The following is a 22,511-nucleotide window of genomic DNA, read 5'->3' as shown; positions in this document are numbered from 1 at the left end:
ATTATTGTTTACCTGAATGACCGAAACCGCCTTCACCACGTTCGGTTTGTTGAAAATCTTCTACAATATTAAATTCAGCTTGTACCACTGGCACGAAAACAAGTTGAGCAATGCGATCGCCGACTTCAATTTTGAATGGCTCATTTCCACGGTTCCACATTGATACCATTAATGGCCCTTGATAATCGGAGTCAATTAACCCAACGAGGTTTCCCAGCACAATGCCGTGTTTATGACCAAGACCAGAGCGAGGCAAAATCACTGCCGCTAAATTTGGATCTGCAATATAAATTGAAAGGCCCGTCGGAATTAATTTGGTTTCACCTGGTTGAATTTCAAAGCTTTCATCGATCAAAGCACGTAAATCAAGACCTGCCGAACCTTCAGTTGCATAAGTTGGCAGAGGAAATTCATTTCCAATGCGAGAATCTAAAATTTTTACGTCAATTTTTTTCATGTCATACTCCGTTTGAAATTCATTTTTAGGTAAAAGTGCGGTTGGAATTATAAGGTTTTTTGATAGCGTTCAATGATTTCATTAACTAAATCAGCTGCAAGTTCCACTTTTGATTTTAGCGATAATTTTTTATGACAATTTTTCCAGAAAAGCTGCAAGGCATTTTCATCAGCGTTAAAAACTTGTCCGCCAGATACATCGTTGGCACAAATCATATCAAGATTTTTGCGTTCAAGTTTATCTTTTGCATAATCATCAACATTTTGGGTTTCGGCCGCAAATCCAACAGTAAAAGGACGATGTGTTTTTAAATGGCCTACATCTGAGATAATATCGGGATTTTTAATTAACTTGATAGATATTTCATCGCCAGATTTTTTAATTTTTTGGTCAGCAACTTCAGCTACTCTGTAATCAGCAACAGCCGCACAGCCAATAAAAATTTGATTTTTCACCGCACTTTCAAGAGAAACTTGCCACATTTCTTGTGCTGAGATGACATTAATTCTATTTACATTTTTTGGTGTTGTTAAATTCACTGGCCCTGAAATTAGCGTGACGTTCGCCCCACGTTCGGCAAATGCTTCAGCAATCGCAAATCCCATTTTCCCTGAACTATGGTTAGAAATATAACGAACAGGATCGATTGCCTCACGCGTTGGGCCTGCTGTAATGGCGACATTTAATCCCTGTAGATCTTGTTTTTGAGAGAAAAAGTCAGAAAGTGCGGTAAAAATTTCCTCTGGTTCTGACATACGTCCTTTCCCCATATCGCCGCAAGCCTGAAAACCACTATTCGGGCCAATAAGCTCAATTCCACGCGTTTGAAGAGCCGTTAAATTTTGTTGAGTAATGGATTGGCGATACATCTGCTGATTCATTGCTGGGGCAAGAAAAATTGGCGCCTCAGTCGCAAGGCAAATTGTCGAAAGTAAATCATTCGCCATGCCTACAGTAAGACGGGCAATAAAGTCTGCACTAGCTGGCGCAATAATAATGGCATCGGCCCATTTGGCAAGCTCAATATGCCCCATTGCCAGCTCTGCTTGTGGATCAAGTAAAGATTGTGCGACAGCATTGCCTGAAATGGCTTGAAGCGTTAAAGGCGTAACAAATTCTGCCGCAGCGGGGGTTAATACTACACGTACTTCAGCTTTTGCTTTGCGTAATAAACGAATCAACTCTATTGTTTTATAGGCAGCAATGCCGCCAGTTATGCCAACTACAATATGCTTTCCGTTTAATTTCATGTTTCAACCTTTGTTAGTACTTAGCCACAATTCAGTTATTTTACTTTAATTTTATTGAATGCCCAATGCTATTTTTACGATACATATCGCAGACTTTGTATAAGTTAGTCGTAAAACAAGAAAAGAGCGGTCAAAATTTTTTCTATTTTGCGTTTAATATTTTATGGAAAACAATGATGATTTAATGCCACGGGAAAAATTGCTTAAATTTGGTGTAGAAACGCTCGCTGATTATGAATTGCTAGCGATCTTTTTACGAACTGGCATAAAAGGCTGCCCCCTCATTCAGCTTTCGAAAAATGTCTTATCACATTTTGGCTCTTTGCATGCGTTACTTTCTGCAGATGAAAAGGCCTTCTGTTCCGTAAAAGGCTTAGGCATTACGCAATTTATTCAGCTGCAAGCGACTACGGAAATGACCAAGCGTTATTTAAAGCAAGAGATGTTAAGTACACCGATTATTAATGATCCTGAAACGGTAAAACTTTTTTTACTCACTGAATTGCAACATGAGGAAAGAGAAGTGTTTATGGTTTTATTTTTGGACAATCAACATCGTCTGATTAAAAAAGAGCGGTTATTTTTAGGTACAATTAATGTATCAGCGGTTTATCCTCGGGAAATAATTAAAGAGGCACTTTATTGTAATGCGGCGGCTTTAATTTTGGCGCATAATCATCCTTCGGGTATAACGGAGCCGAGTTATTCGGATCAGCTTATTACTAAAAAAATTCAGGAGTCTGCAGAACTAATGGAAATCAGAGTGCTTGATCACTTAATTGTCGGAAAAACAGATTGCTATTCTTTTGCAGAGAACTTTTTATTATAAATTTTTATAATGTTGACCATTTTTTTACCGATTACATCTAGGAAAATCGCATTTACACTTGAGAAATGAAAACAAAGCCAGTATAATTTGCGACCTTTAATATAGTAAGCGGGTCGGATTAGCGCGACCTGACGAGGTAGCAAGCTGGTTTTAACTGGCTTTAAACAATCCGAACCGTAAGCTCGAGCTTATATTTAATTATTGGAGATTATTATGTCTAGAGTTTGTCAAGTAACAGGCAAGCGTCCAGCTGTGGGTAATAACCGCTCACACGCGATGAATGCGACACGTCGTCGTTTTCTTCCAAACCTTCACACTCACCGTTTCTGGGTTGAAAGTGAAAACCGTTTCGTAACCTTACGTTTAACTGCGAAAGGTATGCGTATTATTGATAAAAAAGGCATTGATGCAGTATTAGCTGAAATCCGTGCTCGTGGCGAAAAAATCTAAGGAGCTAAAAAATGGCAGCTAAAGGCGCTCGTGAGAAAATCCGTTTAGTTTCTACTGCAGAGACAGGTCACTTCTACACAACTGATAAAAACAAACGTAATATGCCTGAAAAAATGGAAATCAAAAAATTTGATCCAGTAGTGCGTAAACACGTTATCTATAAAGAAGCAAAAATCAAATAATTTTGCTTATTTAGAAAAAGCCCGACATTGTTCGGGTTTTTTTGTATCACAAATTCATTAAGGAATAAATCATGCCGGAACTTCCCGAAGTCGAAACTGCACTACGCGGTATTAGCCCTTATCTTAAGAATTTTACGATTGAGAAAGTTGTCGTGCGCCAGCCCAAATTGCGCTGGACTGTATCAGAGGAATTGATAACCCTTAAACATGTAAAAATTGTCGATCTCACTCGGCGAGCAAAATATTTGATTATTCACACGGAAAAAGGCTATATCATCGGGCATTTGGGCATGTCAGGTTCGGTGCGAATTGTGCCACAGGATAGCGCAATAGATAAACATGATCATATTGATATTGTGATGAACAATGGCAAATTATTACGTTATAACGATCCTCGTCGTTTCGGTGCATGGTTGTGGACGGAGAATTTAGATGACTTTCATCTTTTCTTAAAGCTAGGACCTGAACCGCTTTCTGATGAATTTAATGCCGAATATTTATTCAAAAAATCTCGTCAAAAATCGACCGCACTTAAAACCTTCTTGATGGATAACGCTGTGGTGGTGGGCGTTGGAAATATTTATGCGAATGAAAGTTTGTTTATTTGTGGTATTCATCCCTTAAAACTCGCTAAAAATTTGACCCGCAATCAATGTATTTCCTTAGTGAATACGATTAAAGATGTTTTGAGAAAAGCCATTATTCAAGGTGGAACTACACTTAAAGATTTTTTACAGCCAGATGGGCGCCCAGGTTATTTTGTACAAGAATTATTGGTATATGGCAATAAAGATAAACCTTGTCCGAAGTGCGGTACAAAAATTGAAAGTTTAGTAATTGGACAAAGAAATAGCTTTTTTTGTTCTAGATGTCAGAAAAAATAATAGGTATAACCTCTCAAAATTTAACAAAAAAGAGTTAACTCTTATTGGGTTTGTACCTATATTTTGGTATTTTGAAAAATAAGTTTGATCGATCTCAAGTTTTTCTACAGAGACAGTAGAAAAACTTTTTTATTTTGTTATTTTACGCTCGAATGAATCTATATCCACATACTTTATGTGGTATTAAGAATAATTCTCAACTTTCTATTTAACCTAACCTTTTTATTACAACAAATGGAGTGATTATCGTGAACGCATTCAAAAAAAGCCTCATTGTGGCAGCGTCTTTCGCGAGTTTAAGCTTATTTAACTCAGCGGTAGCTGATATGGTTTATAAGCCATTAGAACAACCTGTTGAACCAGTAAAACCAGATTTGAAAATTGAATCTGTAAATGAAAAATTTGCAGAAAAATATCCAAATCAATATAACAGCTGGCGTTCAACTGCAAACGGCAACGGCGAAAAAATTATTTATGCCGATGAAGAAAATCCACGCTTAATTGTTCTTTGGGGCGGTTATTCATTTGCAAAAGAATACAATGCACCGCGTGGTCACTTTTATGCGGTCACTGATGTTCGTAGCATTCTACGTACTGGTGCACCAAAAACAGCAAATGATGGTCCACAACCAATGGCATGTTGGACATGTAAAGGCCCTGATGTTCCACGTTTAATTGCGGAATGGGGTGAAAAAGATTATTTCAATGCGAAATGGGCAAAAGGCGGTCCAGAAATCGTGAACTCAATCGGTTGTGCTGACTGTCACGATACGACCTCTAAAGATTTTGCTGAAGGAAAACCAGCATTACGTATTGCTCGTCCACACGTATTACGCGCGCTTGACGCTTTAGAAAAAGCAACTGCTGAAAAAGATAAAGCAGAAGGTCGCCCACATAACAATTTAAGCTTCAACACGGCTGCTCGTACTGAAAAACGCGCTGAAATCTGTGCAAACTGTCACGTTGAATACTACTTCGCAGGCGATATCAAACAAGTAACCTTCCCTTGGAATAAAGGTCAAACTGTTGATGATATTGAAAAATATTACGATGAAATTGGTTTCAGTGACTGGACTCATAGCCTTTCTAAAGCACCAATGTTAAAAGCTCAACACCCTGACTTTGAAATTTGGTCTTTAGGTATGCACGGTAAAAATGGTGTAACTTGTGTAGACTGTCACATGCCAAAAGTGCAAGGTAAAGACGGTAAAGTTTATACTGATCACCAAATCCAAAATCCATTCGATGCATTTGACCGCACTTGTGCAAACTGTCACGATCAAAGCAAAGAAAAATTACGCGATATCGTCACTTCACGTAAAAAAGAAGTGAAAGATGTAATGGGTCGTTTAGAAGAGCAAGTTGTTAAAGCTCACTTTGAAGCGAAAGCGGCTTGGGATGCAGGTGCAACTAAAGAAGAAATGGAAGCGGCATTAATGGATATTCGTCATGCTCAATGGCGTTGGGATTATGCTGCAGCAAGCCACGGTGGTCATATGCACGCACCTGAAGTAGTGCTTCGTGTATTAGGTTCTGGCTTAGATAAAGCAGCGGATGCTCGTACTAAACTTGCAGCAATCTTAACTAAACACGGTGTGAAAACTCCAGTTCAAATCCCAGATATTTCAACAGCTGATAAAGCGTGGAAAGTAATGGGTATTGATATTGAAAAAGAACGCAAAGCTAAAGAAGAATTCTTAAAAACTGTGGTACCACAATGGGAACAACAAGCTAAAGAAAAAGGCTTATTAGTTGATCCACCAGCACAAAAATAAATGAAAAATCCACCGCACTTTTAAGTGCAAACTAGAAAGTGCGGTGATTTTCAAGGTCAAATTTGAGGTAACCCAAATGAATTTAACTTCTTTAATCAACAAATCTGCAAAAGCGTTAGCGTTAAGTGCGGCATTTGTAGCAACGCCATTTTTGGCTCATGCTGATGATGCACAAAAACCTGCGGATCACTTTACTTATGAGCCGCAATTAGATAACCAACGTGATCCTAATCAATATTGTGCTAAATGCCATAAATTCGACAAAGTAGATAAAAACCAAACTGTAGATCAGTCTGGTGGCGAACTCCACTTTGGTAAATTCCATGGTGCGCACTTAGATAAGAAAAATCCAAATAACGGTAAAGCAATTACTTGTGTAAGCTGTCACGGTAACGTTTCTGAAAATCACCGTCGTGGTGCTAAAGATGTTATGCGTTTTGAAGGGGATATTTTCGGTAATAAAAAACCGATGTATTCAGTTCAAGAACAAAACCAAGTTTGTTTTGCTTGTCACCAACCTGACAAACTTCGTGAAAAACTATGGGCGCATGATGTACACGCAATGAAATTACCTTGTGCAAGTTGTCATACGCTTCACCCTAAAGAAGACGCAATGAAAGGTATTCAACCAAAACAACGCGTTAAACTTTGCGTAGATTGCCATGGCGAACAACAAAAACGTAAAGCAGAACAAGATAAACTAACCGAACAAAAGGATAAACAATGACAGCCTGCTCACGCCGAAACTTTGTTTCCGGCATGGGGGCAGTGATCCTTATGACGGGAACATCTTTACCTTCTTTTGCGAAAGAAGACAAGGCGGATAAACCTAAACGTTACGCAATGGTACACGATGAAAATTCGTGTATCGGCTGTACAGCCTGTATGGATGCATGCCGTGATGTAAACCAAGTGCCAGAAGGCGTTTCTCGCTTAGAGATTCTACGCAGTGAACCTTACGGTGAATTTCCAAATCAGGAATATGAGTTCTTCCGTCAATCTTGCCAACATTGTACAAACGCACCTTGCGTAGCAGTTTGTCCAACTGGCGCATCTTTTATTGATAAAGAGACTGGTATTGTAGATGTACATAAAGATTTATGCGTAGGCTGCCAATACTGTATAGCAGTTTGCCCATATCGTGTACGTTTTATTCATCCAGTACATCGTACCGCAGATAAATGTAACTTCTGCCGTGATACAAATTTAGCTAATGGTAAACAACCGGCTTGTGTGGAAGCTTGTCCAACCAAAGCATTAACTTTTGGGGATATGAATGACCCGATGAGTGCAGTTTCACGTAAAGTGAAAGAAAAACCGGTTTATCGCACTAAAGTGGAGTTAGGTACACAACCAAACTTGTATCATATTCCATTCCAACATGGGGAGCCTAGAAGATGACATTAGATTATCCAGTTCCATTTCATACGCCTAATCTAGTGTGGGATTCTACCATTGCGATCTACTTGTTTTTATTGGGGATCTCATCTGGTGCGGTGCAGCTGGCAATTGCTTATAAACGTAGTAATAAATTAATGAATCCAAGTCAAAATTGGATTATTCGATCCGGTGTGATTTTGGGATCTGTGCCAACATTAATTGGTTTAACGCTATTAGTTTTCCACTTAGCAAGACCTTGGACATTCTGGAAATTGATGTTTAACTATCAATTTAACTCCGTAATGTCGATGGGGGTCATGCTATTCCAAATTTATATGTTGTTTTTAGTAATTTGGGGTGTGGTGATTTTCAAAAAAGAAATCGAAGTATTAATTAATCGCTTTATGCCAAAACTACAATTTGTGATAAAACTCATCGGTATTGTAGAACGCATTGTCAGTCCAGTTGAAGTTATTCTTTTCATATTGGCTGCAGTGCTTGGCGCATACACTGGTTTCTTGCTTTCTGCATTAATTAGCTATCCAATGTTGAATAATCCTGTATTACCTGCATTGTTCTTAGCCTCTGGTACATCATCTGGTATTGCCGCAACCTTCTTAATTATCTTGATTGCAGGAAAATTAAAAGGAGATTCTCATGAATCGCACTTCATCCATAAATTTGAAGTACCAATTATGGTGACAGAGCTTGGTTTGCTTGTGTGTTTCTTCGTTGGCTTACATTTTGGTGGTGGACAAAAAACAGTTGCATTACATAATGCATTATCTGGTTTTTGGGGAGCCGTGTTCTGGATTGGGGTATTCTTTATTGGTATCTTGATCCCATTAATTGCCAATATGTTTGTGAATGACCGCTTAAAATATAATCGTAACTTTATTATCTTAGTATCAATTTTTGACTTAATTGGGGTATTTTGTTTACGATTCTTTATATTGTATGCAGGGCAATTAACAGTCGCGTAAATTAAAATTGTATTTAGAGGAAAGGCGTAATAATATGCGCCTTTCTTTTTATTTGTCAGAAGACATCCTGACGTTAATTAACAAAGAATAATATTTTATGCTCCCAGAACTTGGATTTTACTTATTACTCCTCGCAACGACGGCCGCGCTTTTGCTCGTTATTGTTCCACAACTTGGTTTGTTAAAAAAGAATACAACTCTTATTAATTCTGCGTGGCCACTATCATACATTTTTACTATAAGCACGACACTTTCCATCGGTTTATTATCATATTCTTTTGCGGTGGATGATTTCACCCTTGAATATGTAGCGGCACATTCTAATTCCCAATTGCCTACATTTTTTAAAGTGGCTGCCACTTGGGGCGGGCATGAAGGTTCAATGTTGTTTTGGTTATTTTCATTGAGTTTATGGCTTGCTGCTTTTGCTTTTTTTAATCGAAAAAATGACCGCACTTTTTCCGCTCAATCTTTATCTTTATTGGGATTGATTTGTTTTGGTTTTGCGGTGTTTATCTTATTTTATTCTAATCCGTTTGGACGCATTTTCCCTGCGCCGGCAGAAGGGCGCGATCTCAATCCAATGTTGCAAGATGTGGGATTAATTTTCCATCCGCCTTTGTTGTATGTTGGTTATGTGGGTTTTGCGGTGAATTTTGTAATGAGCTTAAGTACGTTAATTTATAACCAGTCAGCACGACAAATTGCACGCTCAATGCGTGGCTGGGTGTTGGTTTCTTGGTTGTTTTTAACCATTGGCATTGTGCTTGGTGCTTGGTGGGCATATTACGAGCTCGGCTGGGGCGGTTGGTGGTTCTGGGATCCCGTAGAAAATGCGTCTTTAATGCCTTGGTTGCTTGGTTTGGCGTTATTACACAGTTTAATGGCAACGGAAAAACAAGGCGTATTTAGTTATTGGACAACGCTTTTTTCTTTGCTTGCTTTTGCCTTTAGCGTATTAGGCACTTTTATTGTTCGTTCTGGCGCACTCACTTCTGTGCATGCTTTTGCATTGGATAACACGCGCGGTTATGTGTTGTTATTAATTTTCTTTGTTTTGACGGTGTTAGCCTTTGGATTATTCGCTTTGCGTGCGGGCAGTTCATCAGAAAGTGCGATGAAATTTCAGTTCGTTTCTAAATTGGGTGGCATTTTATTACTGAATATTTTGCTGACCATTGCAACTGTTTCTACCTTTTTAGGCACCTTTTACCCGATGTTATTCCAAGCGATGAATTGGGGATCAATTTCGGTGGGAAGTCCTTATTTTAATAGTATTTTCTTCCCAATTATTACGGTGATTTTAATCCTAATGGTGGTTTCCCTTACCATCCGTCGGGCGCAATTTGATCACACATTATTGGTACGTTGCGTATGGTTGCTTATTCCGTCTTTAATTCTTGCTGGCTTGATGATTTGGCAACAGCTACGCAATAATTCTGCATTACATTTCCATGCTTTCGCCTTTGTGTTATTAACTCTTGCGATTTGGCTTTTATTCGTCACTTTATGGCAAAATTGGCGACAAATTCGTTTGTCTCAATTTGGTATGATTTTAGCGCATTGTGGCGTGGCGATTGTGACTATCGGTGCGGTAATGAGTGGTTATTTTGGCAGTGAAATTGGTGTGCGTTTAGCACCGCAACAAAGTCAAAAATTGGGGCAATATGAATTTCACTATCGTCAATTTTCTAATGAAATCGGGCCAAACTTTACGGCAGAAGTCGCCTTTTTTGATGTGACTGAAAATGGCAAACCTTATGCAGAAATTATCCCAGAGCGCCGTTATTACGATGTGCGAACCATGACAATGAGTGAAGTGGGGCTTGATGGCGGTTTTTGGGGCGATTTATATATTGTGATGGGCGATTCTCTCGGCAAAGGGGAATTTACTTTCCGCTTACACTATAAACCACTGATTCGTTGGCTTTGGGCTGGCGGTATTTTAATGGCGTTTGGCGCACTTTGTAGCGTTTTCGGATTACGCAGAAAACAGGAAAAATAATGAACAAAAAACTTATCTTTTTTGCACCGCTCTTTGTGCTTTTAGGCGTGTGTGTATTATTAATTGCTGGATTAAATCAAGATCCGAAAAAAATTGCGTCGGCTTTAATTGATAAACCTGTTCCAGAGTTTTATCAGGATAATTTACATAAGCCATCACAAATCGTAAGCCCGAAAGATTTTCCTAAACAGCCATTTTTATTAAATGTGTGGGGCAGTTGGTGTGGTTATTGCAAGGAAGAACATCCTCTGTTAATTGAGATTGCAAAAACGTTCCCTATTGTGGGTGTAGATTATCGCGACAATCCTCAAAATGGCATTGAAATGCTTAAACGAATGGGCAATCCGTTCGTCTTAACCATTGATGATAGTCATGGGGAATTGGGATTAAAATTGGGCGTAGATGGTGCGCCAGAAACTTATCTTGTGGATGAAAATGGTATGATTCGTTATCGCCATTCAGGTTTACTGGATAAAGAAACTTGGCAAACGGTATTTTTGCCAAAAATTGAAGCATTGAAGAACAAATGAAAAGCATATTAGATATTTTTACTCGCGGTTTTATTCAGGTTCAAAAAACAGCCTTTTTTGCAACCGCACTTTTATTCGCATTTTCCTTATTCGTACAAGCGGAAATGGTGGATACCTATCAATTCCAAAATCAAGATGATCGTACTCGCGCCGTAGAATTGGCAAAATCTTTACGCTGCCCACAATGTCAAAACCAAAATTTGGTGGAATCTAATTCTCCAATTGCTTATGACTTGCGTCTTGAAGTGTACAAAATGGTGGATGAGGGCAAAAGCAATCAGCAAATTATCGATCAAATGACGGCTAGATTTGGTGATTTTGTGAATTACAAACCGCCATTCAAATGGAATACAGCGTTGTTATGGCTGTTGCCAGTCGCTCTTTTAATTTTAGCGGCCGCATTGCTTTATTTCTCAAATAGAAAAAAATCGGCTTTATCTTCAGTCGAGCAGGGAAGTGCATTGGAAAAAGAACAGCGATATTTTTCTGTTAATTCTGAGCCTTATTCAGATCCTAAGCAAAAGGAACAAAAGACTTATTTTTTCGGGAAAAGTAATCACAAACTTTCTTTTGTGATTTTCTTTTTATTAATTGCTATTCCAACCGCTTATTATTTTTCTCTTGATCGTTTTAGTCGTGTTCAACAAGGCGAGCAATCGATGATTGAGCAACATAATCAAAATGTTGAAATGAATGATGAACACAAAAATGAAAATGTGATTGAGAAGATCCAAAATAAACTGAGAACTGATCCGAATAATGCGGAAACTTGGCTTCAACTTGGGGAAGCCTATGTGCAGAATAATGAATTTGATAGTGCGCTTGTGGCTTATTCTAATGCAGAAAAAATATCAGGAAGTAAACCTAATATTTTAGGCTTGGCTGCCACTGCACTTTATTATCAAGCAGGTCAGCAAGTGACTCCAAAAGTAGAACAACTTTTGAATGAAGCGTTGACAAAAGATAAAAATGAAGTATCTAGCCTTTCTTTGTTGGCGACAATTGCCTTAGAAAATCGTCAATATCAGCAAGCCAGTGCCTATTTACAACAATTATTAGATTCTGGTAATGCGGCAGTGGATCGTCGTTCTGTTATTCAACGAATGAAGATGTTAGATTTTTTACAACGTGGTGAAAAAGGGTAAAATCCGTGAGCCAATATTCTGAAAATATTATTATTGGTGCAGGTGCGGCTGGATTATTTTGCGCAGCACAGTTAGCTAAATTAGGCAAGTCAGTGACAGTTTTCGACAACGGCAAAAAAATCGGACGTAAGATTTTGATGTCGGGCGGCGGGTTTTGTAATTTCACCAATTTAGAGGTTACGCCTGCTCATTACCTTTCACAAAATCCTCATTTCGTTAAATCGGCACTGGCCCGTTATACCAATTGGGATTTTATTTCCTTAGTGGCGGAGCAGGGGATTGCTTATCACGAAAAGGAATTGGGGCAATTATTTTGCGATGATGGCGCAGAACAAATCGTTGAAATGCTGAAATCTGAATGCGATAAATATGGTGCTAAGATTTTATTGCGTAGCGAAGTTTCTCAAGTTGAACGGATTCAAAATGATGAAAAAGTGCGGTTTGTTTTACAGGTAAATTCAACCCAATGGCAATGTAAAAATTTGATTGTCGCCACAGGTGGGCTTTCTATGCCAGGGCTTGGTGCAACGCCATTTGGCTATCAAATCGCGGAACAATTTGGCATTCCTGTTATTCCTCCACGCGCGAGTTTGGTGCCTTTTACTTATCAAGAAACAGATAAATTTTTAACCGCACTTTCAGGTATTAGCTTGCCAGTCACGATCACTGCGCAGAGCGGAAAATCTTTTCATAACCAGCTTTTGTTTACTCACCGTGGTATTTCAGGCCCTGCGGTATTGCAAATTTCCAATTATTGGCAGCCCACTGAGTCAGTGGAAATCGATTTATTACCGAACCACAATGTGGAAGAGGAAATTAATCAAGCAAAACAACATTCACCAAAACAAATGTTGAAAACCATCTTGGTTCGATTACTTCCGAAAAAATTGGTCGAGCTTTGGATTGAACAAGGCATTGTGCAAGATGAAGTTATCGCTAACATCAGTAAAGTGCGGGTAAAAAATCTGGTGGATTTTATTCATCACTGGCAATTCACTCCTAATGGTACAGCGGGCTATCGTACGGCTGAAGTGACAATGGGCGGTGTGGACACCAAAGTGATCTCTTCTAAAACGATGGAAAGTAACCAAGTCAGCGGTTTGTATTTTATTGGTGAAGTGCTGGATGTGACAGGCTGGCTCGGTGGCTATAATTTCCAATGGGCGTGGAGCTCGGCTTATGCTTGTTCACAAGGAATTAGTGAAAAGTAGAAGGGATGTTGAAAATACGTTAGAATTCTTTTCATTAAATCATAAAATAAGGAAGTAAAATGTCAAAAATCCTCCCATTACATGCAGACACAGTCGGCTCTTATTTACGTTCACAAGTATTAAAAGAGGCCCGTTTAAAATTTGCATCAGGTGAAATTTCTCGTGAACAATTAACTGAGATTGAAGATCAAGAAATTACAAAGTTAGTCCAAGCTCAGTTAGATGCGGGTATTCAAATTATCACTGACGGTGAGTATCGTCGTGCATTTTGGCACATTGATTTTCTAGAAGAATTAAATGGTATTGAAGGTTATCACCCTGAACATGGCTATAAATTTAATGGTGTTGAAACGAAACCTTATAATACACGTTGTTGTGGAAAGGTTTCTTGGAATCCAAATCATCCATTTATTGAACATTTTAAGAAATTGAATGCTATTGTAGGTGATCGCGGTATAGTTAAATATACCATCCCTAGTCCCAATCAATTAATGTATCCTATCCAGTGGGATACGGGCATTTATGCTACACGCGAAGAATTTGCTAAAGATGTTCAACAGGCTTATAAAGAAGCAATTAAAGCTTTTTATCATGCTGGCTGCCGTTATTTACAATTTGATGATGTTTACTGGGGTTCACTCTGTAATAACCACTTAAAACCTGAATTTGAGGCAGATAAAGCTCAAGCACTTGAGAATATTCAAGTGGTATTGGCAGATAAGCCTGCTGATATGGTGATTACAACGCATGTTTGCCGTGGTAATTTCCGTTCAACATATTTATTAAGTGGTGCTTATGATCCAGTAGCAGATGCATTATTTGCTAAGACTAATTATGATGGATATTTCTTGGAATATGATGATGATCGTTCAGGTGGTTTTGAGCCATTAAAATATTTTGCACAAAATCCACATAAAGGTCGCGTTGTACTTGGTTTGGTGAGTTCTAAATTTCCTGATTTAGAAGATAAAGATGTAATTAAATCACGCATTGCCGAAGCTGCAAAATACGTGCCTCTCGAACAGCTTTGTTTAAGCCCTCAATGTGGTTTTGCCTCTACAGAGGAAGGCAATATTATGACTGAATCCCAACAATGGGCAAAAGTGCGTCACGTTGAAGAAATCGCTAAAGAGGTTTGGGGCGAAGATTAATTTGATTTTATGGGTAGATAATAAATGGCTCCTTATGGAGCCATTTTTTAACGCTGAATTAAGTAACGTAATTTTGTTCCATCTTGCTCTACACTTAGCAGTGTATAGCCATGATTTTTAGTATCAATAGGAATGTTGTTGATAGATTGTGCGCAATCGCTTAATAGTTCTAAAATTTCACCTTTTTGTAATTGTGGCATGGTTTCTAACATTACAATAGCGGGGTAAGGGCAGGGTTCGCCTAACGTATCTAATGTATAATCGGGTGAAATGTCTTTTGGATCTTTATCTAATTTTTGAACAATAGTAAATGCCATGATTATGCTCCTTTTGATTAATTACATCCACAGCCAGTTTGTGCGGTTATTTGAGATTTTGCTTTGGCTAAGAAACGACGTTCCCACCAGACTACGGCAATTAAACATAAAATTAATAAACCGTAATTCACAAGTAAGCCACCTACGGGCCCGAAAGATTTTAGTAAATTAAGTTTTTCGTAATCAAGTGCTAAAACAGGAGCGATATCATCCCAAACATAGGCGAGATAAGTTGAACCGACTACGTTACCTAAGCCAACCCACATAAAGTGTACTTGACCTTCCATTGAGCGATACATCCAACCAGTTTCACAACCACCAGCGAGTACAATACCAAAGCCGAATAATAAACCGCCAATAATCGCATTGGGACCAGCCCACATAATCTTAGGCGAGACGCCAAGTTGAATGTAGCTAAATACACCAATGGTGCCCACTAATATTCCAAAAATAATCGCTTTTGCCATATAAGCACGCCCAGTTACCCATAAGTCCCGGAAAGCTGAGGTAAAACAAATTTGAGCACGTTCAATTAATAACCCGAAAGCCAAACCACAAAGCATAGCAAAACCAAGCTTAATAGATTGAGTCATTACATAAAGTGAAGCAATAAGATAAGCAAAAAATATAACCATACCAATCCAGAAACGGCGTTGTGCTTGTTTAGGATCTGTTTCTTTTATTTTCGCTGCGCCTTTTTTCAGTTCTAATTTAACGCGAAATATTGGTAGTAATGTGACTTTTACACCCGCATAAGTACCTATTGCAGTTGCGATAGTGAAGAACCAAGCGTGTACCGAAAATTGTGGAATACCTGTAAAAAGTGAAGCTAAATTACATCCCATTGCTAAACGTGCGCCAAATCCTGCTAATGCACCGCCAATTAAAGCTTGAACAATCCGACGTTTATGTGGTTGGTTGCGCCATTTTACATTATTTGCCCAAAGTGCTGCAGAAATACAACCTGCAAACATGCCTAAGATCATGACACCATCAACACGTGAGAAGATGTTACCTTGCATTCCTATGATTTTGTAGTAGCTCCATTCAGATACATCAACGCCTAATGCTTGTAATGCATGTCCTCCCCATCGAGTAAATTCCCCTGTCACAGCCCAATAAGTGCCTGTTATCCCAAAGTAATAAGCGGAAAGCAAACCTGCTGCAGTCACTGCGACAATCGGATTCCAGTATTTAATTAAGTAATTTTGTTTAAATTGTAGCCAAATCTCTTTCATAAGATAACCTAAATTTATTGAAAAGAAAGATTTGCAAGAAAGGTATAAATAATGAATGCAGTGAAAAAAGAAGTGCCCATTTTCCTATACACAAAACTTGCGATATAAGACAAATGAAATTTGTCGGATAAAATAATAACATTATTTTAACAATAAAGGCAAAATCTTTATGACTTTGCCTTTATTGGTATCGTATTTTTCGATTAAAGAATATCTAATAATTCTACTTCAAATACGAGTGTGGAGAATGGCGGAATTGATGCGCCAGCGCCACGTTCACCATAAGCAAGTTCGTGTGGAATAGTGAGTTTCCATTTAGAACCCACAGGCATCATTTGTAATGCTTCAACCCAACCACGGATTACACCATTTACAGGGAATTCAGCTGGTGTGCCACGAGCAACAGAGCTGTCGAATACAGTGCCATCTGGTAATGTACCAGTGTAGTGTACTTGCACTTTATCTGTTGCAGCTGGTTTTGAGCCATTGCCTTCAGTTATGATTTCGTATTGCAAACCGCTGTCGGTTACGTTTACGCCCGCTTTTTTCGCATTTTCTTCTAAGAATTTTTTGCCTTCTTCTTCGATTGCTTTAAATTGCGCTTGTTGTGCTTCAGCTGCTTGTTGTTGAAGTGCTTGAACCGAATGCATTAAGTCATTGATGTCTAATGCTGGCTGGTTATGATTTAATGCATCAAAAATCCCTTTCGCTACAGCTTCAACAGTGATTTCCATTTGGCTATCGGCTAATTGTTGGCCAATTTGCAAACCAATCCCGTAGCTACCTTTTTCAGAAACGCTTTCTAATTTTACTTGTTCAAAATTCATTTGATGTTTTCCTTTCATTAAAAATTATTTTTTATATGCCAAGATTTCGCCCATGCGAACAGGTTCGTTGACGCTTAAATGATCAGCTAAACGGACTTGATTTGCTTGGAATAAATTAATTACTGTCGAACCAAGTTGGAACCAACCCATTTCTTGACCTTTCAATAATTTGACCGCACTTTCGCCTTCATAAGTCCAAGTTTTCACTTCGTTGTGGCGCGGTGGATTAATTACGCCCGCCCAAGTTGTGCCAATACTTGCAGTGATGGTTGCACCGACTAAAATTTGTACCATGGTGCCAAATTCAGTATCAAAAACACAAATCACACGTTCATTACGCGCAAATAAATTTGGTACATGTTGGGCTAAAAATGGGTTTACAGAGAATAAATCACCTGGCACATAAATCATTTTGCGTAGCGTACCATCGCACGGCATATGTACTCGGTGATAATCACGAGGAGAAAGATAAGTAGTGGCAAATTCACCATTTTTAAAGGTTTCCACTAATTCTTTATCTTCTGCCAGTAAGTCTTCTAGGCTGAAAAAATGCCCTTTAGCTTGCAATAAAAGATTATCGTCAATATGACCGCACTCGCTAATGCGACCGTCTGCTGGTAAACAAAGTGCGGTAGGATTTTGATTAATTGGACGCGCGTTTTCTTTTAACGGACGAATAAAAAATTCATTAAAACTTGCGTAATCAGAAAATTGTTCTTTTTGCGCAATGCTCATATCAATGTTGTATTTTTTCGCAAAAGCTTTAATTACAACATGGGTTAGCACACCCCATTTTTGTTTAGCAAACCAGCCTGCAATTTGAGTTAAATAAATTTGCGGCATGACATATTGAAATGCCACTTTCAAGCGTTGCCAATAAGAATTTGAAGTCATCATTATCTTTCCTTGTTAAAAAAAGAGGCGTGATTATAGCAATTTTTTTTATTCTTCCAACTATTTAAATAATGACAGCTACAGAACAATTATGTTTTAATATCAGCAATTCATTTCCGCCATCAGTATTAAGGTTTAATCTATGTTTAGCGGCTTATTTATTGGAATAGCTTTCGGCATTCTACTTCAACGTACACAATTCTGTTTTGTTTCTGGTTTTCGTCGTTTTTTATTTGAAAAAAACTTCCGTTTTTTTACCGCACTTTTAATTGCTGTCAGTGTGCAATCTATCGGACTTTTTACGCTGGCTGAATTTGAACTCATCAAAATTCCTACATCTCAGTTGCCTGTGCTTGCCAGTATTTTAGGTGGATTATTATTTGGCATTGGTATGGTGTTAAGTAATTGTTGTGGGAGCGGAGCTTGGTTTCGCAGTGCTGAAGGGGCGTTAGGCAGTTTACTTGCTCTGTTTGCTTTTGCGCTCACAATGGCTTCAACACAAACTGGCAGCCTTCGTCAATTCATTGGCGGATTAACCCAACAAACCACACAATGGAATAATATTTATTTAACATTCTCCATTTCTCCTTGGTGGTTGGTTGCGATTTTAATTATCGCCACGCTGATTCTGTTTTCTCGCCGTGAAAAAATTGCTTCCCAAGAAAATCTTTCAAATCTTTCATTTTTTGACCGCACTTTTAAGCGTAGTTGGAATTCTTATTTGGGGGCGTTATTAATCGGTTTGTTGGGTGTTGTCGCTTGGTATTTTAGTGCTAAGGCCGGACGCAATTTTGGCTATGGTATTTCTGTGCCTTCGGCTAATGTGGTGCAATATTTAGTCATCGGTCAGCAACGTTATTTAAACTGGGGAAGTTTGTTTGTGCTTGGGATTCCATTGGGATCATTTTTAATGGCAAAACTTAGTGGTGATTTTAATCTCAGAATGCCTCAGCCAAAAGAAGCCTTACGACGTATTTTAGGAGGCGTTTTAATGGGCTTAGGCGCAGCATTAGCCGGTGGCTGCACAGTGACAAATTCCTTAGTGGCAACCGCCTATTTTTCTTGGCAAGGCTGGCTTGCCACAGGCTTTATTTTATTAGGGTGTTGGATTGGTAATAGATTGTTCGTGAAAAGATAAAAGGAGAAACTCAATGAAATTTAACCGCTCTTTATTAGGTATTGGCATTGTATTTGCACTTGCAGCTTGTGATGACAATCAAGTAAAAACTATTGAAACAAAAGAACTTCTGGATAATTTGAATAATCCGAATTATGTGATTATTGATTCTCGCCAAGATAGTCTTTACAACGGTTTCAAAGATAAAAATACGACGCGTGGTGGACATATTCCTAACGCTGTGCAGTTTTCTTGCTCATGGCTAGATTCCATTGCACCAGATAAATTTGAATCTTTTGCAGCAGGCAAGGGGATTACTAAGGATAAAACCTTGGTATTTTATGATTCTAATCTGGATAATTTAGCTTGCATTAGTGCTGATTTCGCCGCAAAAGGCTATAAAACTCGCGTATTTAATGATTTTATCAGTTACGCTAATGCAGATTATCCATTAGAACATTTTCAAAATTTCCAATATAGCGTTTCTCCGGAATGGATTAATTCTGTGCTGAAAGGCGAAAAACCAGAAACTTACGACAATGATAAATTTGCGATTTTTGAAGTGTCTTGGGGACCGTTAGAAAAATCCCAAGGCTATGTACAACACATTATTGGCGCTTATCATTTTGATACAGATTGGATCGAAAATGGCCCGATTTGGAATTTATCATCGCCGGAAGTGATTGAGCAAAACTTGTTGAAAAATGGTATTACGGCGGATAAAACTATTATTTTGTATTCAGATAATCAATTGGCTGCCTATCGCGTATTTTGGGCTTTAAAATGGGCTGGTGTGAAAGATGTGCGCGTATTAAATGGCAATCTTTCTACTTGGATGGATGCCAATTTACCAACAGAAACCACAGTGAATACACCAATACCTGAAACTCATTTTGGTGCAACAATTCCAGCAAATCCTGCGATTGATATTGAAACGCCGAAGGAAATTATGTTGGCACAACAAAATGGATTAAAACTCATTAGCAACCGTGCTTGGGATGAATATACTGGCAAAGTGAGCGGCTACGATTACATTCCGGGCAAAGGTGAACCGCAAGGAGCAATTTGGGGCTTTGCTGGCACTGATTCTTCCAATATGGCTGATTTTTATGATCCAGATGGCACGTTGCGTAACCCAAATGAAATTTTTGCTTTGTGGAAAACTCAAGGTATCGAAAAAGGTAATAAATTAGCCTTTTATTGTGGTACAGGCTGGCGAGCCGGCGTACCTTGGTTTATGACTCAATTAGCCGGCTGGAAAGATACTTTGATTTATGATGGTGGCTGGAATCAATGGCAAATGGATTCTGTTTATCCTGTACAAAAAGGTGCGCCAAATAATATGACAAAACCGGATTCGAAAAATGATTTTGGTAAAGTGATGAAAAAAGGCAATTCCTGTAAAAGTTAATTGAGTGGGGGAAAATTACGAGTTTTCTTACATAAAAAACGTGATTTCCCTTTGACTATCTTCGCAACAACGGGTAATATTCACGCCCTATGCAAAAGGTAAAACTACCCCTAACCGTTGATCCGGTAAAAGATGCTCAGAGACGGCTTGATTATGTTGGCTATTATGCCGCTAATCAGCTTGAGCGTTTGACAGAATCAGTGGTAAACGTGCTCAGCGATGCACAGGTAACATTATCGTTTTATATTGATCCACAAAAATTAGTGGTGATGAAAGGTAAAGTACACGTTGATGTCGAATTAGAATGTCAGCGTTGTAACGAACCTTACAAACAAACATTGGAATGTGAGTTTACTTATAGTCCAGTGGCTAATTGGGATCAAGCTGATGTATTGCCGGAAATTTATGAGCCAATCGAGTTCAATGAGTTTGGCGAAATAGATTTAATTGGCACGGTGGAAGATGAGCTAATTTTAGCTTTACCGCTTGTACCAATGCATTTATCTGAACACTGTGAAGTGTCCGCGCAGGAACAGGTTTTTGGCGAATTGCCTGATGAGTTGGCAAAAAAACCGAACCCGTTCGCTGTATTAGCTAATTTAAAGCAAAAGTAAATTAAATTTAGGAGTATGGCCAATGGCTGTTCAACAAAATAAAAAATCTCGTTCACGTCGTGACATGCGTCGTTCACACGATGCGTTAACTACTGCTGCAGTATCAGTGGATAAAGCAAGCGGTGAAACTCACTTACGCCACCACGTAACTGCAGACGGTTACTACCGTGGTCGTAAAGTGATCAATAAGTAATTTTTACTTATAGGTATTCACTTGACTCGTCTAACCTTGGCGTTAGATGTGATGGGCGGGGACATTGGTCCCCGTATTACTATCTCTACATTTCTTTTAACATCGGAAAATAATCCGGTGTCTCGATTTTTCCCTTTTTTAATCGCTTATCTTATTGAGTATGAATAGCAGAATTTTATCTACTGGTAGTTATTTACCAAGCTACATCCGCACAAATGCGGAATTGGAAAAAATGGTTGATACATCAGATGAATGGATTGTCACTCGTTCCGGTATTCGTGAACGTCGTATCGCGGCGGCAGATGAAACTGTTGCAACAATGGGTTTTGAAGCGGCAAAAAATGCGATCGAGGCTGCTCAAATTAATCCTCAAGATATTGAACTGATTATTGTTGCAACTACAAGTAATTCACACGCTTATCCAAGTGCAGCGTGCCAAGTACAAGGGTTATTAAATATTGATGATGCGATTTCTTTTGATTTAGCCGCAGCTTGTACAGGCTTTATCTATGCATTGAGCGTAGCAGATCAATTTATTCGTGCCGGCAAGGTGAAAAAAGCCTTAGTGATAGGCTCAGATCTTAATTCTAGAAAATTAGATGAAACTGATCGCAGCACTGTTGTACTATTTGGTGATGGTGCGGGAGCGGTCATTCTTGACGCGAGTGAACAAGAAGGGATTATTTCTACTCATTTACATGCTTCAGCAGATAAAAATAATGCTCTTGTTTTAGCTCAGCCAGAACGTGGTATAGAAAAATCTGGATATATTGAGATGCAAGGTAATGAAACGTTCAAATTGGCAGTTCGTGAACTTTCAAATGTGGTGGAAGAAACACTTTTAGAAAATAATTTAGATAAAAAAGATTTAGACTGGCTTGTGCCACACCAAGCAAATTTACGTATTATTACAGCGACAGCTAAAAAATTAGAAATGGATATGTCGCAAGTGGTGGTAACGTTAGATAAATACGCTAACAACAGTGCAGCAACTGTGCCTGTTGCCTTAGATGAGGCTGTTCGAGATGGCCGTATTCAACATGGGCAATTACTATTATTAGAAGCCTTTGGCGGTGGTTGGACTTGGGGTTCAGCATTAGTACGCTTCTAATTAGTTTGTTAGAATATGTAAGTGGTTTAAAAAGTGCGGTTAATTTTGACCGCACTTTTGGTATTTTGTTGTCAGGTTTTGCCTGATGGCGACCTACTTTCTTTTACACGTGTAAAAGAAAGTAGGCAAAGAAAACACGCCCCAGTTAAATCGCTGTTCTTTGCTTTGTTTCAATTTTCTAAACGGCAATTTGCTGAACTCGCTACGCTCAAACAGACGCAAATTGCCTAAAAATTGAAAGTCGCAAAGGCGATTTATATGGGGCCCCGAATTTATCGGAGCATTATTTAAAAAGTGCGGTTAATTTTGAATTCATTTTAAGAACAAAAAATATTTTGAGTTTTGATCGCACTTTAAATAGGAGAAAGAACAAGTTGGGTTCCCTTCTTTTCCACCTTTGTGGAATTGAATTTGTAGGAAATTTTCGCCTGTTTGAGCGTAGCGAGTTCAGAAAACTTCCGTTAAGCAAATTCAATGGAACAAAGGAAATAAGGAAAAGCAGGGGCGCTTTTCTTTTTGCTTACTTTTTCTTTGGCGAGGCAAAGAAAAAGTAAGTC

At 38.7% G+C, this 22,511-nt stretch carries 24 protein-coding genes; 18 read left to right on the top strand and 6 right to left on the bottom strand.

Annotated elements, in window-relative coordinates; all coding sequences use genetic code 11:
- Position 1: 1 nt before the first annotated feature.
- A complete protein-coding gene (gene dut / locus C3V42_RS02240) occupies positions 2 to 457 on the bottom strand; it encodes a dUTP diphosphatase (RefSeq protein WP_005631431.1) in 456 nt (151 codons plus the stop codon).
- 47 nt (positions 458 to 504) lie between these two features.
- Complete coding sequence (gene coaBC, locus C3V42_RS02235) at positions 505 to 1,707, bottom strand: bifunctional phosphopantothenoylcysteine decarboxylase/phosphopantothenate--cysteine ligase CoaBC (protein ID WP_106013500.1); 1,203 nt, start codon at positions 1,705 to 1,707, stop codon at positions 505 to 507.
- A 163-nt stretch (positions 1,708 to 1,870) separates the two neighbouring features.
- On the opposite strand from coaBC, the gene radC reads away from it, so the two are divergent.
- The 13 genes from radC (at position 1,871) to C3V42_RS02170 (ending at position 14,232) form a co-directional block, all read left to right on the top strand.
- Positions 1,871 to 2,536: a DNA repair protein RadC gene (gene radC, locus C3V42_RS02230; RefSeq protein WP_106013499.1), complete on the top strand. Its 666-nt coding sequence runs from the start codon at positions 1,871 to 1,873 to the stop codon at positions 2,534 to 2,536.
- A gap of 213 nt (positions 2,537 to 2,749) precedes the next feature.
- Positions 2,750 to 2,986 carry a 50S ribosomal protein L28 gene (gene rpmB / locus C3V42_RS02225; protein WP_005542826.1) on the top strand — a complete coding sequence of 79 codons (237 nt, stop codon included), beginning with the start codon at positions 2,750 to 2,752 and terminating at the stop codon, positions 2,984 to 2,986.
- Between the two features lie 11 nt (positions 2,987 to 2,997).
- Positions 2,998 to 3,168, top strand: a complete 171-nt coding sequence (gene rpmG, locus C3V42_RS02220) for a 50S ribosomal protein L33 (RefSeq protein ID WP_005613503.1) — start codon at positions 2,998 to 3,000, stop codon at positions 3,166 to 3,168.
- Between the two features lie 71 nt (positions 3,169 to 3,239).
- Entirely contained in the window at positions 3,240 to 4,052 is an 813-nt protein-coding gene (mutM, locus tag C3V42_RS02215; RefSeq protein WP_106013498.1) for a DNA-formamidopyrimidine glycosylase, read from the top strand.
- A 248-nt stretch (positions 4,053 to 4,300) separates the two neighbouring features.
- Positions 4,301 to 5,827, top strand: coding sequence for an ammonia-forming nitrite reductase cytochrome c552 subunit (gene nrfA, locus C3V42_RS02210; RefSeq protein ID WP_048954238.1), 1,527 nt, complete (start codon positions 4,301 to 4,303; stop codon positions 5,825 to 5,827).
- Between the two features lie 76 nt (positions 5,828 to 5,903).
- On the top strand, positions 5,904 to 6,554 hold the full coding sequence (gene nrfB / locus C3V42_RS02205) for a cytochrome c nitrite reductase pentaheme subunit (protein WP_106013497.1): 651 nt from the start codon (positions 5,904 to 5,906) through the stop codon (positions 6,552 to 6,554).
- Positions 6,551 to 7,228, top strand: a complete 678-nt coding sequence (nrfC, locus tag C3V42_RS02200; protein ID WP_046939769.1) for a cytochrome c nitrite reductase Fe-S protein — start codon at positions 6,551 to 6,553, stop codon at positions 7,226 to 7,228. Before nrfB ends, nrfC begins: the two co-directional genes overlap by 4 nt.
- Entirely contained in the window at positions 7,225 to 8,190 is a 966-nt protein-coding gene (gene nrfD / locus C3V42_RS02195) for a cytochrome c nitrite reductase subunit NrfD (protein ID WP_048954236.1), read from the top strand. The genes nrfC and nrfD overlap by 4 nt, the downstream gene beginning before the upstream one ends.
- 97 nt (positions 8,191 to 8,287) lie before the next feature.
- A complete protein-coding gene (nrfE, locus tag C3V42_RS02190; protein ID WP_106013496.1) occupies positions 8,288 to 10,195 on the top strand; it encodes a heme lyase NrfEFG subunit NrfE in 1,908 nt (635 codons plus the stop codon).
- On the top strand, positions 10,195 to 10,725 hold the full coding sequence (locus tag C3V42_RS02185; protein ID WP_065264463.1) for a DsbE family thiol:disulfide interchange protein: 531 nt from the start codon (positions 10,195 to 10,197) through the stop codon (positions 10,723 to 10,725). Before nrfE ends, C3V42_RS02185 begins: the two co-directional genes overlap by 1 nt.
- Positions 10,722 to 11,870: a heme lyase NrfEFG subunit NrfF gene (nrfF, locus tag C3V42_RS02180; RefSeq protein ID WP_065264464.1), complete on the top strand. Its 1,149-nt coding sequence runs from the start codon at positions 10,722 to 10,724 to the stop codon at positions 11,868 to 11,870. Before C3V42_RS02185 ends, nrfF begins: the two co-directional genes overlap by 4 nt.
- 5 nt (positions 11,871 to 11,875) lie before the next feature.
- Positions 11,876 to 13,081 carry an NAD(P)/FAD-dependent oxidoreductase gene (locus C3V42_RS02175; RefSeq protein ID WP_106013495.1) on the top strand — a complete coding sequence of 402 codons (1,206 nt, stop codon included), beginning with the start codon at positions 11,876 to 11,878 and terminating at the stop codon, positions 13,079 to 13,081.
- Between the two features lie 59 nt (positions 13,082 to 13,140).
- Positions 13,141 to 14,232, top strand: coding sequence for a 5-methyltetrahydropteroyltriglutamate--homocysteine S-methyltransferase (locus C3V42_RS02170; RefSeq protein WP_106013494.1), 1,092 nt, complete (start codon positions 13,141 to 13,143; stop codon positions 14,230 to 14,232).
- Between the two features lie 47 nt (positions 14,233 to 14,279).
- Here the strand turns inward: C3V42_RS02170 and yedF are convergent, their stop codons facing one another.
- The 4 genes from yedF to asd form a co-directional block, all read right to left on the bottom strand.
- Positions 14,280 to 14,549 (bottom strand): sulfurtransferase-like selenium metabolism protein YedF, encoded by a 270-nt coding sequence (gene yedF, locus C3V42_RS02165; RefSeq protein ID WP_005627337.1) that lies wholly within the window; start codon positions 14,547 to 14,549, stop codon positions 14,280 to 14,282.
- Positions 14,550 to 14,566: 17 nt separating this feature from the next.
- A complete protein-coding gene (yedE, locus tag C3V42_RS02160; RefSeq protein WP_106013493.1) occupies positions 14,567 to 15,787 on the bottom strand; it encodes a selenium metabolism membrane protein YedE/FdhT in 1,221 nt (406 codons plus the stop codon).
- 203 nt (positions 15,788 to 15,990) lie between these two features.
- The gene (locus C3V42_RS02155; protein WP_106013492.1) at positions 15,991 to 16,614 is read right to left on the bottom strand and encodes an FKBP-type peptidyl-prolyl cis-trans isomerase; all 624 of its coding nucleotides are present in this window, start codon (positions 16,612 to 16,614) and stop codon (positions 15,991 to 15,993) included.
- A gap of 24 nt (positions 16,615 to 16,638) precedes the next feature.
- On the bottom strand, positions 16,639 to 17,508 hold the full coding sequence (asd, locus tag C3V42_RS02150; protein WP_032803387.1) for an archaetidylserine decarboxylase: 870 nt from the start codon (positions 17,506 to 17,508) through the stop codon (positions 16,639 to 16,641).
- A 142-nt stretch (positions 17,509 to 17,650) separates the two neighbouring features.
- Here asd and C3V42_RS02145 point away from each other — a divergent pair, with 142 nt between their 5' ends.
- The 5 genes from C3V42_RS02145 (at position 17,651) to C3V42_RS02125 (ending at position 21,954) form a co-directional block, all read left to right on the top strand.
- The gene (locus C3V42_RS02145) at positions 17,651 to 18,646 is read left to right on the top strand and encodes a YeeE/YedE family protein (protein WP_106013491.1); all 996 of its coding nucleotides are present in this window, start codon (positions 17,651 to 17,653) and stop codon (positions 18,644 to 18,646) included.
- Between the two features lie 13 nt (positions 18,647 to 18,659).
- Positions 18,660 to 20,036, top strand: a complete 1,377-nt coding sequence (locus C3V42_RS02140) for a rhodanese-like domain-containing protein (RefSeq protein ID WP_106013490.1) — start codon at positions 18,660 to 18,662, stop codon at positions 20,034 to 20,036.
- A gap of 89 nt (positions 20,037 to 20,125) precedes the next feature.
- The gene (yceD, locus tag C3V42_RS02135; RefSeq protein ID WP_106013489.1) at positions 20,126 to 20,650 is read left to right on the top strand and encodes a 23S rRNA accumulation protein YceD; all 525 of its coding nucleotides are present in this window, start codon (positions 20,126 to 20,128) and stop codon (positions 20,648 to 20,650) included.
- 22 nt (positions 20,651 to 20,672) lie between these two features.
- Positions 20,673 to 20,843 (top strand): 50S ribosomal protein L32, encoded by a 171-nt coding sequence (rpmF, locus tag C3V42_RS02130; protein WP_005544470.1) that lies wholly within the window; start codon positions 20,673 to 20,675, stop codon positions 20,841 to 20,843.
- Positions 20,844 to 21,003: 160 nt separating this feature from the next.
- Positions 21,004 to 21,954, top strand: a complete 951-nt coding sequence (locus tag C3V42_RS02125; RefSeq protein WP_106013488.1) for a beta-ketoacyl-ACP synthase III — start codon at positions 21,004 to 21,006, stop codon at positions 21,952 to 21,954.
- The last annotated feature ends 557 nt before the right edge of the window (positions 21,955 to 22,511 follow it).

The organism is Haemophilus sp. oral taxon 036 (genome assembly GCF_002998595.1).
GTDB classification, from domain to species: domain Bacteria; phylum Pseudomonadota; class Gammaproteobacteria; order Enterobacterales; family Pasteurellaceae; genus Haemophilus; species Haemophilus haemolyticus_K.
This window is presented reverse-complemented; position numbering and strand designations above follow the sequence as displayed.

Excerpts from the sequence above, each read along its gene's own strand:
- dut (WP_005631431.1), bottom strand. The coding sequence starts at position 457 with ATGAAAAAAATTGACGTAAAAATTTTAGATTCTCGCATTGGAAATGAA.
- coaBC (WP_106013500.1), bottom strand. The coding sequence starts at position 1,707 with ATGAAATTAAACGGAAAGCATATTGTAGTTGGCATAACTGGCGGCATT.
- radC (WP_106013499.1), top strand. The coding sequence starts at position 1,871 with ATGGAAAACAATGATGATTTAATGCCACGGGAAAAATTGCTTAAATTT.
- rpmB (WP_005542826.1), top strand. The coding sequence starts at position 2,750 with ATGTCTAGAGTTTGTCAAGTAACAGGCAAGCGTCCAGCTGTGGGTAAT.
- rpmG (WP_005613503.1), top strand. The coding sequence starts at position 2,998 with ATGGCAGCTAAAGGCGCTCGTGAGAAAATCCGTTTAGTTTCTACTGCA.
- mutM (WP_106013498.1), top strand. The coding sequence starts at position 3,240 with ATGCCGGAACTTCCCGAAGTCGAAACTGCACTACGCGGTATTAGCCCT.
- nrfB (WP_106013497.1), top strand. The coding sequence starts at position 5,904 with ATGAATTTAACTTCTTTAATCAACAAATCTGCAAAAGCGTTAGCGTTA.
- nrfC (WP_046939769.1), top strand. The coding sequence starts at position 6,551 with ATGACAGCCTGCTCACGCCGAAACTTTGTTTCCGGCATGGGGGCAGTG.
- nrfD (WP_048954236.1), top strand. The coding sequence starts at position 7,225 with ATGACATTAGATTATCCAGTTCCATTTCATACGCCTAATCTAGTGTGG.
- nrfE (WP_106013496.1), top strand. The coding sequence starts at position 8,288 with ATGCTCCCAGAACTTGGATTTTACTTATTACTCCTCGCAACGACGGCC.
- C3V42_RS02185 (WP_065264463.1), top strand. The coding sequence starts at position 10,195 with ATGAACAAAAAACTTATCTTTTTTGCACCGCTCTTTGTGCTTTTAGGC.
- nrfF (WP_065264464.1), top strand. The coding sequence starts at position 10,722 with ATGAAAAGCATATTAGATATTTTTACTCGCGGTTTTATTCAGGTTCAA.
- C3V42_RS02170 (WP_106013494.1), top strand. The coding sequence starts at position 13,141 with ATGTCAAAAATCCTCCCATTACATGCAGACACAGTCGGCTCTTATTTA.
- yedF (WP_005627337.1), bottom strand. The coding sequence starts at position 14,549 with ATGGCATTTACTATTGTTCAAAAATTAGATAAAGATCCAAAAGACATT.
- yedE (WP_106013493.1), bottom strand. The coding sequence starts at position 15,787 with ATGAAAGAGATTTGGCTACAATTTAAACAAAATTACTTAATTAAATAC.
- C3V42_RS02155 (WP_106013492.1), bottom strand. The coding sequence starts at position 16,614 with ATGAATTTTGAACAAGTAAAATTAGAAAGCGTTTCTGAAAAAGGTAGC.
- asd (WP_032803387.1), bottom strand. The coding sequence starts at position 17,508 with ATGACTTCAAATTCTTATTGGCAACGCTTGAAAGTGGCATTTCAATAT.
- C3V42_RS02145 (WP_106013491.1), top strand. The coding sequence starts at position 17,651 with ATGTTTAGCGGCTTATTTATTGGAATAGCTTTCGGCATTCTACTTCAA.
- C3V42_RS02140 (WP_106013490.1), top strand. The coding sequence starts at position 18,660 with ATGAAATTTAACCGCTCTTTATTAGGTATTGGCATTGTATTTGCACTT.
- yceD (WP_106013489.1), top strand. The coding sequence starts at position 20,126 with ATGCAAAAGGTAAAACTACCCCTAACCGTTGATCCGGTAAAAGATGCT.
- rpmF (WP_005544470.1), top strand. The coding sequence starts at position 20,673 with ATGGCTGTTCAACAAAATAAAAAATCTCGTTCACGTCGTGACATGCGT.
- C3V42_RS02125 (WP_106013488.1), top strand. The coding sequence starts at position 21,004 with ATGAATAGCAGAATTTTATCTACTGGTAGTTATTTACCAAGCTACATC.